We start from the raw sequence: 17311 nt of genomic DNA, 5'->3' as shown, positions 1-17311 counted from the left end.
TATCAACGTTGGACAAAAGCCAATTTCAGCTAGAGACCGAGCTCAATAAAGTTAAAGGGCAAATTAAAGCCGACCCTGAACGGGCTTTCCGTATCGCAGAACAGTGCCTTATTCGCGCTGAGCAAATCCTGTTTATTGACGGTGAAATAAAAGCACTGATCATTATGGCGCATAGCTGCTGGTGTCAAATGGATTACCGACAGGGGCTTAAACTCGTCAAAGGTGCCCATCGCAAACAGACTCATTTAGACAACGATGATCACCTGCCTGAAATTCTCCACCTGTTTGCTTTGCAGTACTGGGGACTAGCAAAATATTATTCCGCTCAGCAATATTGGATCAATGCACTAGAAAAATCCGCACTTGTTGATGATATTGAGACCCAAATTGAAGCCTTAATTGGATTAGGCAATGTCTGGCGGATCACCAATGAACATCAGCTTGCGGCTTCCACACATGAGCTTGCGGTCAAAGTCGCAAACAATGTCCGTATTGCATGGCTGGAAGGGAAAGCTCGTATACTGCTAGCATGGGATTACTATTTACTGAACAACTTCGCTGAAATGCTGACGGTCTTGGACGGTGCAACAGAAACCCTAAAAGATCATACCGACTGTACTTGGCAAGCCGAAATTTGGGATTTTAGAGGCCTAGCCTTACTTGGGTTAGGGCGACTAGATGCGGCCGAAGAAGCAACAGAAAAAGCTCACCAGCTGGCGATTGAGCAAAACCTATCTTGGATGAAAGCACACTCATCCATTAGCCGAGCGCGACTTGAACTCCTACGTAAAAACACCCAAGGAGCGGTAAAACTATTGGAAGCGGCTGAAGAGTCAGCCCTAAGCTTCGACAACGGTGAGTTGCTTAGCCAAATATTTTTTCAACAATCTCGAGTAGCAGAAGAGCAAGGCGAATACGAGGTTGCATTCAAAGCTTTTCAAAAATACCGTCAACACGCCATCAAAATGCTCAAAGAGCAAGCGCATCGTGAGACCATGGATAAAGCCCATGGCTCAAAGCGCCAGTTAGAACTGCGAGCCAAGAAACAGATTAACCGTATTCGCGTCCAACATGAATACGATCCGGAGAAACAATTTTCTAACGTGGTTTCTGAGACCTATTGGTGGGAACAATTGGTTCTATTTAAAACAGAACTTAAGCATTCAAATCACGCCGTGATCATGATCCAACACCATAACCCTGCGGTCCTAGATGCCTGTACTGAACTGGTACACTCTTTGGCCATGCCAAGCGACTTAATTTCCCGTATTAGCAGTACCCGACTTGCTTTGCTCATTGCCGAAAAAGGCCAAGCCGCCCAGGAGCTATATCGCACGGTTTGTTCCATGATGGACATCTACCCTTGGAAGCGGCGTGGTTTTGTCACTGTAAAACCCACCCTCTATCTACAAGACATCCTAACCTTCCCGTTCACTCTTGAGCAGTTGGAAGAAAGCCACATTGAGGTAATGAAGAATGGAACGACTGCTCAGTAAAATCACCGATGCAGGAATGGATCCCTCTTCTGTTGCAGGCGAAGAGGCGCTCATTTTTTGGGAGTATATTCGTAACCACGTCGCTGTAACCAACCAAGAGAAAGCACATTGCCATATTATCAGTGCTGAATACCGCCATAAACTTCAACAACTCAATGAAAGCATTGAAGAGCTGAGGCATGCCGCCACCTTTCTCGAATTACCACAAGACGTTGAAGATATCTTGCTACTCAAAGCCAGCCTCAGTGAACGTTTGGTAGAGAGGGGCGATTACAATGACGCTCTCACGGAATACGCGCTATCGACCAATATGGCCGTTGAATACGGTTATATAGATCATTATGTCCTCGCTCTCATCGGTATGGGGAACCTTTGTGATACCTATGGCGACCATAACCGTGCACTGCGTTTCTACCAGAAGATTGATGCTATCGACCATGCCATTGGCAGTCGCTCTCTTCGATTGCGGTACAAACTCTGCATGCTAGCCTGCTATATCACACTGCAGCGAATCGGTGTCGCCGCCGACCTAATACACGAATGTGAAGAACTGAGTATCCTCGTAAGTGATAAAGACCTAGCCAATCAAATCCACTTATATCGTGCTAAATTCCATCGTCTCCAAAAAGAATACCACCAAGCACTTGCTGCCATCTCACGCATTCAATATGGACCGAGAAAGGCCTACTCACAATGGTTTTCCACCATGGTCAAAATTGAAGCAGCCTATTGCTTAAATGGTGTTGGCCGTCAGTCACTGGCAAACTTATTACTCGATTCAAGAGACAAACGAATCAATAAACACACCTCGCCGCTGATCGCTTATCGCTTTTACGATGCGGTAAGCCAAGTGTGTGCCTCTCAAGGACAGTTTAAAAAAGCGCTTAGCTACGAAAGAAAGGCGTTCCGAATAGAATCAGATTTGGTCAAACACATTCCAATCAGTGAACTTGGTTCTGCTCAGATTAAACGCCTTTCTCGCTTTGAATTACAGCTCAAATTAATCCTATCTGAGATTGAAAATAAAGAGCTCAAAGAGACCACCAAACAGCACAAACACACCGTTGCTCAGTTGCAGCAAGACGTATTCACCGATCCGCTGACTTCCCTGCATAACCGTCGTTGGCTAGAAGTAAAGTTGAAAGATCTGCTGCTCTACGATACGCCATTTGCCTTAATGGTTATTGATATTGACCACTTCAAGTCAATCAACGATGAGCTCAGCCACCTAGTTGGAGACAAAGCCATTCAAAATGTCGCTAAAGAATTGACAAGCTACTTTAAGATCCACGGCGCATCCTGTGTTCGCTTTGGCGGTGAAGAATTCTTAGCGATATTGGAAAATACAGAATTAGCGCGTGCTGAAATGCATGCAGAAAACTACCGCGAGCGCATCTATCAATACAGCTGGCATGAAATTCTTGGCGAGCGAGGACTGACCGTTTCCATTGGCATTACGCTTCATCGAGATGGCGAAAATACCCAACGTACTTTCTACCGAGCTGACAAAGCACTCTACCGAGCCAAAGCCAATGGCCGAAATCAAATTTGTACCGAACTATAACAAATGCCCCGACTTTCTATTGAAAAACGGGGCGCTTTCTTTGCAATCGTTTTACAAAAAGAACAAAGAAATACCCGCCAATGCGAATAAGGTGCCAAGTATACTTTTTAGGCTGATCTTCTCTCCTCTCATCGCGCAAATAATCAAAATAAATAACGGGCTCGTAGCAATCAGCGTCTGAGCAATAGCTGGATTGGCATACTTTACGGCAACCTGCTGCAGCCACAACGCTAAGAACGTGCCGACAAAAATCGCTAGCAGCAACCAACTCATCGCTTTGCTTCCCATTTCTGCAATGTATTGTTTGACGGTACTAAAGGGAGCTGGCTCTACCATTTTGATCACCATACATACCGCCAACACGCCAATGCTCAATCGAATCAACGCACCAAGTAGCGGCGGTAAATCACCTGCAACCAGTGCATAGTGGGAAATCACTACACCTGAAGCCTGACAAACACTGGCAAGTAAGCCAAAGAGAATACCACTCCGATTGATTGCCCGCCCTGAAGAGGATGGCTGAAACACCACGAAGGTCACGGCGACAATCGTAGCCATAATCCCTAACCAACTTTGCGCGCTCAATTCAGAGCCAAGAAACGCTAAAGCAAGCACTCCAGAAAGCGGCGGTGCAAGGGATTCCAACAATAGCGTTTTATTGGGGCCAATCCGTTTTAATGCCGCAAAATATGCAGAGTCCCCAATCGCAATACCAATCACTCCCGAAAGTGCGAGCACGACCAGATAAAGAGGTTCAATCTGAGTCGTTGGTAAGCCTTGGGGTAAAAACGGCATTACCGCTAACATCATTATGGATGCGATAACACCTTTAACAATGTTCAACTGCATTGCAGAAAATCGATGGCTAAATTGGCTATATATCAATGTGGCGACAGCCCAAACTATCGCAGCACAAAGTGCGGCAATTTCACCAAAATATTGCACTGTGTTACTCCTTCGTATTCCACGTAGCACCGATCATTTACAGTAAGATAACCTATAAAACTCTTGATTCATCGATATTTTTATCAAATACTCAAACAGTTAATTTACGTAAGTTTTATTTTTAGCAACAATACAGGGAAGTAAGATGTTTCTAGACTATTTTGCACTTGGGTTACTCATTTTCGTTGCTTTAGTTATCTTCTACGGGATCATCGTCATTCACGACATTCCTTACGAAATAGCAAAAGAGCGTGAGCACCCACACCAAGACGCGATTCACTACGCTGGCTGGGTAAGCTTATTCACACTTCATGCACTTTGGCCTTTTCTATGGATTTGGGCAACATTATGGCGAAAAGAGCGTGGATGGGGCTTCAAACAACTCGAGCGAGAAACCCATGATATACACCATCGTCTCGAAGAACTGGTTGATGAGGTTAATGAGCTGAAAAACGAAGTCACTAGATTAAAACAGAAAAAACCATCACAAGCTGTCTCATCACAACAAGAACAAGGTAAGGAGGATCAATAATGGATTTACTACTGGTTCTAACTTACGCCGCGCTTTGTATCGCAATTTTCAAAATATTCAATATCCCGCTCAATAAGTGGACAGTGCCTACCGCTGTACTTGGTGGTGTGGTGTTAATCGGCACACTGATACTATTAATGAACTATAACCACCCCTTCACCCAAGTCGGTAACCAAGTATTTTCGACGACGCCCGTCGTATCAGGGGTGCGTGGTCGAGTGATTGATGTCCCGGTTCAACCAAACCAACCTCTTCAAAAAGGGGATATTCTGTTTAGGATCGATCCTATTCCTTTTCAAGCCGAAGTAGACCGACTACGCGCTAAGGTAAAAGAAGCCAGTCAAGGTGCGTTAGGGTTAGAATCGAGTGTGCAAGAAGCGGATGCTGCGGTACTACAAGCGCTCGCTGAACGCGATAAAGCACAACGTGAATTTGACCGATACCAACGTGGTTTTGACCGTGGTGCGTTTACCGAACAACAATTGGATACTCGTCGTCAAGCCTTCAAGGCAGCGCAAGCCGCACTTGAAGTGGCCCAATCTAAACAAGATCAAGCACAAATCGCGTTAAACTCTGAAGTCGGCGGTGAAAATACCCAAGTGGCAGCATTATTAGCCGAGCTGAGAAAAGCGGAATTCAACCTAGATCAAACTGTAGTGACGGCACCAACCGACGGTTATGTAACTCAATTAGCGTTACGTCCAGGCGTCATGGCCGTACCTCTTCCCCTTGCTCCGGTCATGACCTTTGTTCATACAGAAGAAAAGATCTACGCCGCCGCATTTCGTCAAAACTCACTGCAACGCCTAGAGTCAGGTTTCGACGCGGAGTTCATATTCCGAGCGCTACCGGGAAAAGTTTTCAAAGGCAAAGTGATGGAAGTACTACCCGCTATTGGTGAAAGCCAAATCCAAGCGCGTGGTAATTTACTTGACACCAATGCACTACGCACAAGTGGACGAGTATTTGTTAAATTAGAAATCACTGACGATCTAGAACCGTACCATTTGCCTATGGGTACAGCGGTAGAGGTCGCGGTTTACTCTGACAGCTTCACCCACGTATCTATCATGCGCAAGGTACTCATCCGGATGAAAAGCTGGCAAAACTATCTCTACCTAGATCACTAATTTATCGGTAAAAAAAAGTGTAATCAGGGGCTGACAGTTAGCCCCTGATTTCATTTTAGCCATCCAGACAGATAGCATTCCCTATTTTTTTATTATTCTGTATAATTCGCGCCTTATTTTTGATGCTTGCTAAAAACTAAGCCAGTCAAAGGCGTGTGTGAAGCAAATGACACACCCCCTAAAGAAATTAGAACAAACAATGAACCAAACGCTTCTAAAATAAAGCAAGTGAACGTTCTTTAAAATCGACAATGAACTGAGGTTATCTATGAATCTTTCTGCTAAAACCGTGGTGGTTATTGCAATCGGTGCTGCCCTTTATGGTATCGGTGGTCTGCCAATGTTTGGTATTCCAGTCTTTGCAAACACGACGCTAAAACCAGCAATGGCGGTGTTGGCACTGTTCTCAGTCTTATTCGGCCCTCTTGTTGGCTTCTTGGTCGGCTTTATCGGCCACTGGGTAACCGATCTATTTGCAGGTTGGGGCGTATGGTTAACTTGGGTGCTTGGTTCAGGTATTGTCGGTTTGATCATCGGTCTTTTCCCTTCTCTGACACGTAACCGTCTAGAGAAAGGAGATTTCAATATGAAGGACTTTATGTTGTTCGTCGTACTTGCTCTATTGGGCAATGTGTTTGGTTATGGCTGCTCAGCTTTCCTAGATACCATTTTGTACGCAGAACCGTTCACTAAGGTATTCACTCAGCTGTCAATCATCGCGCTGGGCAACACTATTCTTATTGCAATTGTTGGCTTCTTCATTCTTAAATCTGTCGCCAAACGTAACAAGCAAAGCCGCAACTTAACAGAGGCTTAATATCGAATGACAATCGAATTTTCTAACTTCTCTTTTAGGTATGAGTCGCTGGATAAACCGACGCTAAAAAATATCAATCTAAGGATAGAGAAAGGAGAGAAAATCGTCATCATCGGTCCAAGTGGTAGTGGCAAATCTACCCTTGGCCAATGTCTTAACGGGCTGATTCCACATGCAATCAAAGGGGAAGTCACAGGCACGTTGACCATCAACGGCCTCGATACTGCTCCTTTTGATATGCACCAATATACCGAGCAAGTTGGCACCGTATTACAAGATACCGATAGTCAGTTTGTTGGTTTAAGTATTGGTGAAGACATTGCTTTCGCGCTGGAAAACCAGCTTATGTCTAACATCGATATGTACCCGTTGGTCAAAGCCACGGCAAAAATGGTCGATTTAGACCTGATGTTAAAACGCTCTCCACACGATCTTTCGGGTGGACAAAAACAGCGCGTTTCTTTGGCTGGTATTCTGGTGGATGACGTCGACATTTTGTTGTTCGATGAACCACTTGCTGCGCTCGACCCGAAAACCGGTAAAAAAACCATCGAGATCATCGATGAACTGCATCGCGAAACGAGCAAAACAATAGTCATGATCGAGCACCGTCTTGAGGATGTGTTACACCGCTCAGTTGATCGCATCATCCTAATGGAAAGCGGTGAGATTATCGCGGATAGCAGCCCAGATGAGCTCTTAGCCTCGCTTCTGCTAGAGGAATACGGCATTCGTGAGCCGTTATACCTCTCTGCCTTAAAGCAAGCGGAATGCACTATCCAAAGTAACGCAAAGCCATCACACTTAAATACGCTGCCGCTCGCTCAGTATAAGTCTGCCGTCACAGGATGGTTTGATGAAGCAAAAACGCCAGCAACAGAGCCAGAAACAGAGACAATATTAAGCGTACGTAATCTGACGTACTCCTACGATGGTGAGAAAAACGCCCTGGAAAACGTCAGTTTCGATATTCAACGTGGTGAGTTCGTATCGGTATTGGGTAAAAATGGTTCTGGAAAATCCACCATTACTAAGCTTGTGATGGGCGTGATTGAGCCAGACAACGGCTCGATGACATTGAACGGTCAAGATCTTAGTGAACTGACGATTTTTGAGCGCAGCCAAAAGGTTGGCGTAGTCATGCAAAACCCGAATCATATGATTTCTCATCACATGATTTTCGATGAGGTCGCATTCGGACTGCGTAATCGTGGTATCGAAGAGAAGCTCGTTGAAGCTAAAGTCCTTGAAGTGCTTGATCTGTGTGGTTTGAGCAAATACCGCCACTGGCCAATTGAAGCGTTAAGCTACGGTCAGAAGAAGCGCGTGACGATTGCGTCTATTCTTGCGCTGGAACCTGAGTTACTTATTTTGGATGAGCTAACCGCCGGTCAGGATTACCGTAACTACACCTCTATGCTTAGTTTTATCGAGAAGCTTAACCGTGAGTTAGGTATCACTGTGATGATCATATCGCATGACATGCACTTGGTATTGGAATACACCACACGCTCTATCGTGATTGCAGACAGCAAACTGATTGCCGATGCGCCAATGACTCAGGTATTTAGTAACCCAGAGTTATTAGATCAAGCTAACCTAACCACAACTAGCTTGTACGAACTGGCCATTGAATTAGGTATCGAAGACACAAACGGCTTTATGCAACATTTTATTGATGCAGAGAAAACCAACCGAGCAAAAACAACGCTGCCTATCAAAGGCGTTGAGAATGAAAACATTGAGAACGTAGTGGCATGAAAGACAACAAGATGAAGTTTGGTATCAACTACATTGATACCCAATCACCACTGCATCAACTGAATGGCATTACTAAGTTTTTGATGTTCATTGCTTGGGTTACGGTGGTACTCACCACCTTTGATTTACGCATCATTGCGGTGTTAATCATTACTGGCCTTTGGTTATTAAAAATGACCAAGGTTCCATTTCATGTATACAAGCCGCTATTGATCGGTACAGCCAGTGTCTTGATGATGAACGCCTTGTTTATGTTTGCATTGGCACCACAGCAAGGCTCTGAATACATGGGCTCAACTACGGTACTACTGTCGTTGCCAGGTCACTACTCGCTAACCCAAGAAACCTTGTTCTATCTTGTGACTGTCACCTTAAAATACTTCAGCATGTTCCCGATCGCTTTGGTGTTTGTGTTCACTACGCATCCTACCGAATTTGCAGCAAGCTTGAACCGTTTAGGCGTGCCGTACAAAATCGCCTATGCGGTCAGTTTGACACTGCGCTATTTGCCAGAAGTGAAAAAGGACTTTGTTAACATTATGCATGCTCAACAAGCACGCGGCGTTGAGCTAAGTAAGAAAGCACCATTGTTCACTCGTATTAAGAACGTCGCGAAGATTCTTGGCCCTTTGATCTTCTCAAGCCTAGATCGCGCGGATCAAATCTCTAATGCGATGACGTTACGCGGTTTTGGTCGTCATTCATCTCGTACATGGTACAGCCTGAAGCCGCTGACCAAAGCCGACATGATATGTATGGCTGGTATTGTGGTGATTGTTGTTGCAGCGATCAGTAAACGGGTTATGGATACTCACCTTTTCTGGTATCCGTACTGAATCTAATGCAACACAAACAAAAATGGGATGGCAATGCATCCCATTTTTATATCACTCAATAAAGTCTTACCTTAGCTCCATCTCAACACGCGAGTCTGAATCCTACATCTGATTTCACTTAGGCATAGCACTTACTTTTGCATGCTGTTGCGATCGCCCTTCAAGTCACAAAACCACAAATACTACATTTTTTTAACACAAACTATTACTTACCTCTCACTTTTCCCTACCACTGACTGAATCAATGGCCAGTTTGTTGAAACACTATTTCATACTAATTAGAATTATCACTCTACTTGATACTTAAGATCTTAGTACTAAGTATTGATGTGCATAAAACCTTCTCAGTCTAGGTAAAAAATAATAATGAGTGATAAGATGACAAGCGCTAAAGAATGTAATGCGCCTCATTCACACAAAAATGCACCGGAACGTCAGGCAACAACGTTAAACAGCACAGATGCAATGGCTATGGTCGAGCACGGCAGCGAAGTCACTCTCAATGTGACGACACCAGTAGGAACTAAATGTATCACCACCAGTACTTTTGTAGGCTGCCACTCGAATAAAACAGCACTGATTGAAATTCCGAATATTTCTGAAGAAGATTTAAAATACTATTTTCAGGCGGGATTTTGGATCAATGTAAAAGCCTTTTCACATCGGGGGGAAGGTGCAATTATTCCGTTCAGGGCACAACTGCAACATCGTCTCAGTGAGCCATACCCACTATTGGTACTGAGTTTGCCAAGTAGCATGCAGGTGTATCAACTACGAAAAGAAGTGCGCTATGAGGTAAATTTACGCTCACGTGTTCAGCTGAAAGAGTACCGTAGTGAATGTGAGATACGTGATTTATCCCGTAGTGGTTGTCGCTTTGTTACCTCGCCGATGAGCCGCCTACTACACGTCGGGGAACAAGTTTCATTAGATTTAGTCCTCCCAGGAAATGGACGCATGTTGCCTTCTCTCAAGGGACGCATCTGTAACTTACAAAAATCTACTCACTATGCACGCTATGGGGTCGAATTTGACGATATAGGAAAAGCCAATGCGAAAAACTTACTGAGTCAGCTTAAATTTGACGGTATTAAACTCAAACTTAAACAACAAAGCCGAGCACAATAGATAATAATAAAGGCTCAGCTTGAATGGAATAACAAGATACCGATACATTTTACTATAAAGCAAAGGCACCCAGAGGTGCCTTTTGTTATTTATAGCTTAAAGAACACTTAGCTGTTCTTTTTGCTTTTCTGCCAGCAGTGACAGCTCTGTGCTCGCACTCGCACTTTGGCTAATACCCACTAGATTCTGATTTCCGAGTTCAGACATGTTTACCACATTACGGTTGATGTCCTGTGTCACTCGAGATTGCTCTTTCGCAACGGTGGCGACCTGAGTATTTGAATCATTAATGTTCGCAACTGATTCCGTTATGCCAATCAAGGCGTCATTCGCTTGTTGAGTTAGCTCATTATTGCGGCACAACATTTCAAGGCTGACTTGCAATGAATAGGTTTGATCATCAATTTTCGCCAGAATGTCTTTATAAAACAGCAATAAGTTCATGGAATTAGGCGAAAATATTTTGTCATATCAACAATATATTGTCGCCACAACCGCTAGTGTAAGATCACATCGATTCAACACTGTCTTACTTTCGCAAAGCGTTGAGCTTGGCTTGCGCCAATCCGAAGGTGGTATCAATTGGATAGGTACCTTCATCTGTCGCTTCTCCTGCGGCTTTGCCAGTAAAAAGTTCTATTGCTTCAGTAACATGATCGATCGCCCAAATGTGGAAATCGCCTTTTTCTACTGCTTTCACAATATCCTGGCGAAGCATCAGATTGTGTGCATTGGAGCGCGGAATAATCACCCCTTGCCCTGGGTGACGCCCTTTTATCACGCAAACGTCATAGAAGCCTTCAATTTTTTCATTCACTCCTCCAATTGGTTGCGCTTCACCAAACTGGTTCATAGAGCCGGTAATCGCAATATCCTGACGGTTAGGTTGTTTAGAAAATGCCGACACCACGGCGCATAGTTCCGCCATACTTGCGCTGTCACCATCAACGCCACCATAAGACTGCTCAAACGTGATCGTAGTAGTTAGCGGTACACGTGCCGTTTTTCCAAACACTGATAACAAGTAGGCAGACAAAATCATGACGCCTTTGGAGTGAATACTGCCCCCTAAATCAACGCTGCGTTCAATATCAATTACACCACCATCGCCATAACAGGTTGTAGCGGTAATTCGATTGGGTGCGCCAAACATATGATCCGTTGTACTCAGTACCGATAAAGCGTTCACTTGCCCAATTGCCGTGCCTTCGGTACGGATCAAAGTGGTGCCATTGACAAACGTCTCGATTACGCTGTCTTGCAGCCGACTTACGCGCATTTCCTGATTCTTAAGCGCTTCTTCTACATGACCGATGCGAATCATATTGGAGTTCGCTTGACGCGCAACGTAGTTTGATTCTCGCAACACGTTTGCAATGTTGGCCGAATGAAGAGATAACTTGGTTTGGTCCCCAGACAAGCGAGAACTATACTCGATAACCCTCGCTATCGCTTTCTTATCACAATGCAGCATGTTGTTATCGTTTACCACGCTGGAAATAAAGCGCGCATACTGCAATTCAGAATCGGGTGTGCGCTTCATCTCATCTTCAAAGTCCGCAGTCACACGGAACAACTCTCCAAATTCTTGATCGTAATGCTGAAGGAGCTGATAAGTACGATAATCACCAAACAAGATAATTTTAATACTCAGTGGGATCGGCTCAGGATCTAATGACACCGCCCCCGTGAGGGTGACCTCTTTTTCTAACGATGTAAAACTCAATTGGCGAGAACGCAAGGCACGCTTTAAACCATCCCACACATAAGGTTGCTCCAGTACCTTTTGCGCATCAATGAGTAATACGCCACCATTCGCTTTATGTAAACTACCAGCGCGGATCAATGAAAAATCAGTAAATACCGTGCCTTTGAACGTTGCCGTCTCAATCGAACCAAACAGCGTATGATAATTTGGGTTCTCTTCTACAACGATAGGGAAATCACAATCAGCACGGTTTACCAATACATTCACTTTGTAACGACGTGGTAGCTTCTTGTCTAATGATGCGGTCGCTATCTCACCTTGCTCCCCATCTTGATCTAGGAAAATCTCGGCATTTTCGACAATGTCTCTCTGAAGTTCCGTCAGATAGTTTTTGATTTCTGAGTAACCCGCATAGTCTACTTTGAGCTGTTTGATGAAGTGAGTGATCACATCCAACGTGACTTCATCATTGAGTTTTTTGATTTTCTCGCTAAAGTTTTCTTCCCACTCCGTCAGTTCACGTATCATACCGCGCAAACTGACCTCTAGCTCATCGATACTGTTAGCGAAATACTCTTGATCTTTTTTACTCAAAGCATCAAATGACTCTTCGGTATGAAGCTCGTCGCCATTCATCGCAACAAACTGATAATCGCCCTGAGTGGTGATCGTTAAGCTAACACCCTTTTCCTTGGCTTCTTTGCTGATGCCGTCCAATTCAAGTTGCTGTTTATCAGCAAGTTGATTCTTCAAGCGATCGGCGCGGCTATAATACATTTCGTTGTCGAAAGCGAGTGGCATCGCATTCATTAACTTGCTCATGAGCTTTTCGATATCGGCGCGTAGCTTGCTACCGATACCACAGGGTAACTTAAGTACTTTTGGCGTTCGCGTGTCTTCAAAATTAGCCACATAACACCAATCAAATAACTCTACCGCATCGTGTTTATGACGATTCAAATAGCGCAAAATCATGGTGCGCTTACCTAGGCCATTCTGCCCAATAGCGTAAATATTGTACCCTTTCTCCTTGATAGACATCGCGAACTCAACCGCTTTTTGCGCGCGTTCTTGGCCGACGATTTCATCAATCGGAGGCAGTTCCTTGGTCGACTTACATGGCATATTCTCTAGATTAGCTACAGAATACAGCTGTTTTGGTTCCAATCTTTGTATGGCCATATCCGTCTCCTTTTTTCTTATTGTCATTAACTCAGTGTAGAGATTATTTGCTTAAGTTTAAGTGATTTATCTTCCACCCCAGTTCAATTGAATGCTTTTTGAGCAACTAAACCATAAACAAAATCACGTCACTTTATTCAATTTCACATGGATACTGACAAACAAAGAGATTAGATAAGACAGGCTTTTCAATTATACCAATCACAATAAGTAAGTGATCAGACATAGCGTAGGAAAAATGCCGCGAATAAATTGCGGCGTTTTTTAGTGTGAAAGCACTGCGGTGCGAACTACAGAGCTTTAATTCCCATGTTATAAAGAGTAAAGGCGTACATGTCGGTGGTGAGGTCAATTTGCTTGCTAAGTGGCATTCCTGCACCATGACCTGCGTTGACATCGATACGAATCAACACCGGGTTATCACCTTGGTATTTATCCTGAAGTTCAGCAATAAACTTATAGGAGTGAGCTGGTACTACGCGATCGTCGTGATCAGCGGTTGTTACAAGCGTTGCAGGATAGTCCACGCCTGGCTTCACATTGTGGGTTGGAGAATAACCAAGCAAGTAGTGGAACATTTCAGCACTCTGCTCAGATGTGCCAAAGTCATACTTCCAGCCTTCACCAGAGGTAAATGTGTGATAGCGCAGCATATCGAGTACGCCCACCGCAGGCAGCGCGACTTTAAACAACTCCGGCCGCTGTGTCATGCACGCACCAACAAGTAGACCACCATTCGATCCACCGCGAATTGCAAGACGCTCAGAACTGGTATAATCATACTCAATCAAGTATTCCGCAGCAGCGATAAAATCATCAAATACGTTCTGTTTTAATTGCTGCGTACCGGCAATATGCCAAGCCTTGCCGTATTCACCGCCGCCACGCATATTAGCTACGGCATAGATGCCACCAAGCTCTAGCCAGTTTGCGACGTTTTCTGAGAATATCGGCGTTAAACTGATATTAAAACCACCGTAACCATACAGTATCGTTGGAGCAGTACCATCAAGCTTAGTCCCCTTTTTGTAAGAAATGATCATCGGCACTTTGGTGCCATCTTTCGAGCGATAGAACACCTGCTTAGACTCATACCCGTTACGATCAAATTGCGCTTTCGACTCTTGATAGAGTGTGGATTCACCACTTTCGACGTCAAAAGAGAAAATGGTTGGTGGTGTAGTGTAGTTCGTGAAGGTGTAATAAAGTGTTTTGTCTTCTGCTTTGCCGGCCAGTCCATATGCGGTGCCTTCCCCTGGTAAAGCCAGGTCACGGATCAGCTCTCCTTGGTAACTAAACTGTTGCATTTTGGACAACACATCGACCATGTAAGTCGCGAACAAATAGCCGCCACCTTTGCTTACATCCAGTGGCTGCGCTTGCTCAGCAATGACCTCTGCCCATTGCTTCGTCTGACAGTGGTAGCTCATTACTTTGCCATTTGGTGCATCGAGGTTGGTGTAGAAAAGCAGCGTATCATCTTGGTTATCAATTAGGTAAGTATCGCCTTGGGTGGTGTCACGAAGTGTCACAACCTCTTGAGACTCGGAATCCAAATCAACATAAAACAGACGATTGCCCGATGTCGACTCCGCACCTGAAATGATCAAGAAACGATCATCTTTGGTTGTTGTACCCGTTACATAACGATGAATCTGTGACTCAAACTCACCAAAAATGACCTCATCTTCTGACTGAGGTGTACCTAACTCATGGTAGTAGAGCTTGTGTTGCTCAGTGCGGGCAGACAGTTCACTGCCTTCTGGCTTGTCATAGCTTGAATAGTAAAAACCTTTATTGCCTAACCAAGAAATCGCAGTGAACTTGGCATCGACAATTTCAGGCTCAAGCTGCTGCTTGGTTTCAACGTCAATCACGAAGATCTTACGCCAGTCACTGCCACCTTCTGAAATCGAATACGCGACTAAGCGGTTGTCTTGAGAAAAACTCACTTCACCCAGAGAAGTGCTCCCCTCTTTAGAAAAAGTATTTGGATCAAGGAATACTTCTGCTTCCTCCACTCCTTTGCGGCGATAAAGTACATTTTGGTTTTGCAAACCGTCATTTTTGTAGAAGTAAGTGTAATCACCATGCACAAATGGCTGAGAATACTTTTCGTAGTTTTGGCTGTCTGCAACTAAGTCACGAATTTGCTGGCGATATGGTATTTGACCAAGGAAATCGAAAGTGACGGCGTTTTGCCCAGACACCCACTCTGCGGTTTCTTGACTGCGATCGTCTTCTAACCAGCGATATGGGTCTGCAATGTCGTGTCCAAAATAGGTATCCACGACAGAATCTTTACGTGTTTTTGGGTAATCCATAACGTCCATGTGGCTCCGTTTGAAGTTTCATTATTTTAGTTTTTATTGAGATGTATTCTCAATATCTACCTTAAGGTGTAGGCATCTAATTTCAACCAAAACATTGAAACATTTATTGAATTTATGAAGCGTCTAGAAATAATGTGCTATCGCGAGGTAGCGTTCGCGCATGTGCTCTATCAACAATTTTACTTTGTTTGGTGACTGACGAGTAAAAGGGGAAACCGCATAAACACCAAGCTTCTTACCAACCAAATCCGGAAAGATGTCCACCAACTGACCGCTGTGAATATCATGATAAACCAAGCAACGTGGCACATAAGCGATACCATGCCCGCCCAATGCGGCTTTTCTTAATGCCGTTTCGTTGTCTGTTAAGAAGTAACCCGATACTTCCACGATATAATCCCCTTCTTGTTCCTTAAACTGCCAATCCGTTGCTCCTGTGGTTTGATAGGCATATTGCAGGCAATTATGACTGGTGAGGTCGATAGGAACGATAGGCTTGCCGTTTTTTGTGATGTAGGAATAAAGGATTTCATTATTTCCCTATATTAATAAAAAGCAAAGAGGTAAATTCACATTAATTTAACAAGGTATCACATAAAAATCGTTTTCTGTTGCGCGTAAACCTTGAGCAAGAACGCTATGCATAGCGAGCATCTACCTCTTGCGAAGTAGGCAACGATAGAACCATTGCTAGGACTATCCCATTATGATTATCTCTGCTTCTACTGATTACCGTGCAGCCGCAAAAGCCAAGCTGCCTCCTTTTCTCTTTCATTATATTGATGGGGGCTCGTACGATGAACGAACACTAAAGCGCAATACCGATGACTTAGGTGATGTCGCACTGCGCCAACGGGTACTGCGTGACATGAGCGACCTAAGCCTAGAGACGACTATCTTTGGAGAAAAACTGGCGATGCCGATCGCCCTCGCTCCGGTAGGCCTAACGGGTATGTACGCTCGACGCGGTGAAGTACAAGCGGCGCAAGCAGCCGAAAAAAAAGGTATTCCATTTACTATGTCTACCGTCTCGGTTTGTCCTATCGAAGAAGTTGCGCCAGCAATTCAACGCCCAATGTGGTTCCAGCTTTATGTGCTTAAAGACCGTGGCTTTATGAAAAATGCCCTTGAACGTGCCAAAACGGCAGGCGTTACAACATTGGTATTTACCGTAGATATGCCCGTACCAGGAGCTCGTTACCGTGACATGCACTCGGGTATGAGCGGCCCCAATGCCGCTATTCGTCGTGTATTCCAAGCAATGCGTCATCCTAGTTGGGCACTTGATGTTGGCTTATTAGGTAAACCTCACGACTTGGGCAACATTTCCACGTACCGTGGTGAGCCGACCAAGCTGGGTGATTACATCGGTTGGTTAGGCGCGAATTTTGATCCTTCAATCTCATGGAAAGATCTAGAGTGGATACGAGACTTTTGGGATGGCCCGATGATCATCAAAGGCATTCTTGATGAAGAAGACGCAAAAGACGCGGTTCGATTCGGTGCTGATGGCATTGTGGTTTCTAACCATGGCGGTCGCCAACTTGATGGCGTGCTCTCAACAACAAAAGCGCTACCCAGTATTGCTAATGCAGTGAAAGGGGATCTCAAGATCTTCGTCGACTCGGGCATTCGAACGGGCTTGGATGTGGTTCGAATGTTAGCACTCGGTGCAGATTGCACGCTACTTGGCCGTTCATTCGTGTACGCGCTGGCTGCTCAAGGGGCGGAAGGCGTAGAAAATTTGCTCGATCTGTACAACAAAGAGATGCGCGTAGCAATGACACTTACGGGCGCGAAGAGCATTGGTGATCTGTCACAAAACTCCTTGGTAAGGATGCCATAACCAGCATAACTGACTTAAACATAAGGCGCCGAA

12 protein-coding genes and 2 pseudogenes are annotated in these 17311 nt (G+C 44.7%); 9 read left to right on the top strand and 5 right to left on the bottom strand.

From position 1 onward, the window contains the following. The first annotated feature begins 8 nt into the window (after positions 1–8). Positions 9–1496, top strand: coding sequence for a lipopolysaccharide assembly protein LapB (locus AK966_RS13500; RefSeq protein ID WP_099078201.1), 1488 nt, complete (start codon positions 9–11; stop codon positions 1494–1496). Then, positions 1477–3060: a GGDEF domain-containing protein gene (locus AK966_RS13495; RefSeq protein ID WP_119464333.1), complete on the top strand. Its 1584-nt coding sequence runs from the start codon at positions 1477–1479 to the stop codon at positions 3058–3060. The genes AK966_RS13500 and AK966_RS13495 overlap by 20 nt, the downstream gene beginning before the upstream one ends. A 51-nt stretch (positions 3061–3111) precedes the next feature. On the opposite strand, the gene AK966_RS13490 is transcribed toward AK966_RS13495, so the two are convergent. Then, positions 3112–4005 (bottom strand): DMT family transporter, encoded by an 894-nt coding sequence (locus tag AK966_RS13490; RefSeq protein WP_099078203.1) that lies wholly within the window; start codon positions 4003–4005, stop codon positions 3112–3114. 145 nt (positions 4006–4150) lie between these two features. Between AK966_RS13490 and AK966_RS13485 the strand changes: the two genes are divergently transcribed. The 6 genes from AK966_RS13485 (at position 4151) to AK966_RS13460 (ending at position 10209) form a co-directional block, all read left to right on the top strand. Further along, positions 4151–4537 carry a DUF3302 domain-containing protein gene (locus AK966_RS13485; protein ID WP_099078204.1) on the top strand — a complete coding sequence of 129 codons (387 nt, stop codon included), beginning with the start codon at positions 4151–4153 and terminating at the stop codon, positions 4535–4537. Continuing rightward, positions 4537–5667, top strand: coding sequence for an HlyD family secretion protein (locus AK966_RS13480; RefSeq protein WP_099078205.1), 1131 nt, complete (start codon positions 4537–4539; stop codon positions 5665–5667). Before AK966_RS13485 ends, AK966_RS13480 begins: the two co-directional genes overlap by 1 nt. A 268-nt stretch (positions 5668–5935) precedes the next feature. After that, positions 5936–6484, top strand: coding sequence for an ECF-type riboflavin transporter substrate-binding protein (locus tag AK966_RS13475; protein ID WP_099078206.1), 549 nt, complete (start codon positions 5936–5938; stop codon positions 6482–6484). A 6-nt stretch (positions 6485–6490) separates the two neighbouring features. After that, positions 6491–8245 carry an ABC transporter ATP-binding protein gene (locus AK966_RS13470; RefSeq protein WP_119464332.1) on the top strand — a complete coding sequence of 585 codons (1755 nt, stop codon included), beginning with the start codon at positions 6491–6493 and terminating at the stop codon, positions 8243–8245. Further along, complete coding sequence (locus AK966_RS13465; protein ID WP_099078208.1) at positions 8242–9081, top strand: energy-coupling factor transporter transmembrane protein EcfT; 840 nt, start codon at positions 8242–8244, stop codon at positions 9079–9081. Before AK966_RS13470 ends, AK966_RS13465 begins: the two co-directional genes overlap by 4 nt. 366 nt (positions 9082–9447) lie before the next feature. Next, positions 9448–10209, top strand: coding sequence for a flagellar brake protein (locus AK966_RS13460; RefSeq protein ID WP_099078209.1), 762 nt, complete (start codon positions 9448–9450; stop codon positions 10207–10209). 89 nt (positions 10210–10298) lie between these two features. On the opposite strand, the pseudogene AK966_RS13455 reads toward AK966_RS13460, so the two are convergent. The 4 genes and pseudogenes from AK966_RS13455 to AK966_RS13440 form a co-directional block, all read right to left on the bottom strand. Further along, positions 10299–10596 (bottom strand): annotated as a pseudogene (locus tag AK966_RS13455) (methyl-accepting chemotaxis protein); the annotation flags it as partial. Between the two features lie 142 nt (positions 10597–10738). Continuing rightward, positions 10739–13099, bottom strand: a complete 2361-nt coding sequence (locus tag AK966_RS13450) for a Lon protease family protein (protein WP_119464331.1) — start codon at positions 13097–13099, stop codon at positions 10739–10741. 290 nt (positions 13100–13389) lie between these two features. After that, positions 13390–15423, bottom strand: a complete 2034-nt coding sequence (locus AK966_RS13445) for a prolyl oligopeptidase family protein (RefSeq protein ID WP_119464341.1) — start codon at positions 15421–15423, stop codon at positions 13390–13392. Positions 15424–15555: 132 nt separating this feature from the next. Then, positions 15556–15951: pseudogene (locus AK966_RS13440) on the bottom strand (LysR substrate-binding domain-containing protein); the annotation flags it as partial. A gap of 187 nt (positions 15952–16138) precedes the next feature. Here AK966_RS13440 and lldD point away from each other — a divergent pair. Further along, complete coding sequence (gene lldD / locus AK966_RS13435; RefSeq protein ID WP_099078211.1) at positions 16139–17278, top strand: FMN-dependent L-lactate dehydrogenase LldD; 1140 nt, start codon at positions 16139–16141, stop codon at positions 17276–17278. The last annotated feature ends 33 nt before the right edge of the window (positions 17279–17311 follow it).

This window comes from Vibrio sp. PID23_8, assembly GCF_003584965.1.
Taxonomy (GTDB): domain Bacteria; phylum Pseudomonadota; class Gammaproteobacteria; order Enterobacterales; family Vibrionaceae; genus Vibrio.
The sequence above is the reverse complement of the archived record's forward strand: the minus strand, read 5'-3'. Positions and strand labels throughout refer to the sequence as shown.

Coding starts and splice junctions, on each gene's coding strand:
- AK966_RS13475 (WP_099078206.1), top strand. CDS start 5,936: ATGAATCTTTCTGCTAAAACCGTGGTGGTTATTGCAATCGGTGCTGCC.
- AK966_RS13465 (WP_099078208.1), top strand. CDS start 8,242: ATGAAAGACAACAAGATGAAGTTTGGTATCAACTACATTGATACCCAA.
- AK966_RS13460 (WP_099078209.1), top strand. CDS start 9,448: ATGAGTGATAAGATGACAAGCGCTAAAGAATGTAATGCGCCTCATTCA.
- AK966_RS13470 (WP_119464332.1), top strand. CDS start 6,491: ATGACAATCGAATTTTCTAACTTCTCTTTTAGGTATGAGTCGCTGGAT.
- AK966_RS13480 (WP_099078205.1), top strand. CDS start 4,537: ATGGATTTACTACTGGTTCTAACTTACGCCGCGCTTTGTATCGCAATT.
- AK966_RS13495 (WP_119464333.1), top strand. CDS start 1,477: ATGGAACGACTGCTCAGTAAAATCACCGATGCAGGAATGGATCCCTCT.
- AK966_RS13450 (WP_119464331.1), bottom strand. CDS start 13,099: ATGGCCATACAAAGATTGGAACCAAAACAGCTGTATTCTGTAGCTAAT.
- AK966_RS13485 (WP_099078204.1), top strand. CDS start 4,151: ATGTTTCTAGACTATTTTGCACTTGGGTTACTCATTTTCGTTGCTTTA.
- lldD (WP_099078211.1), top strand. CDS start 16,139: ATGATTATCTCTGCTTCTACTGATTACCGTGCAGCCGCAAAAGCCAAG.
- AK966_RS13445 (WP_119464341.1), bottom strand. CDS start 15,423: ATGGATTACCCAAAAACACGTAAAGATTCTGTCGTGGATACCTATTTT.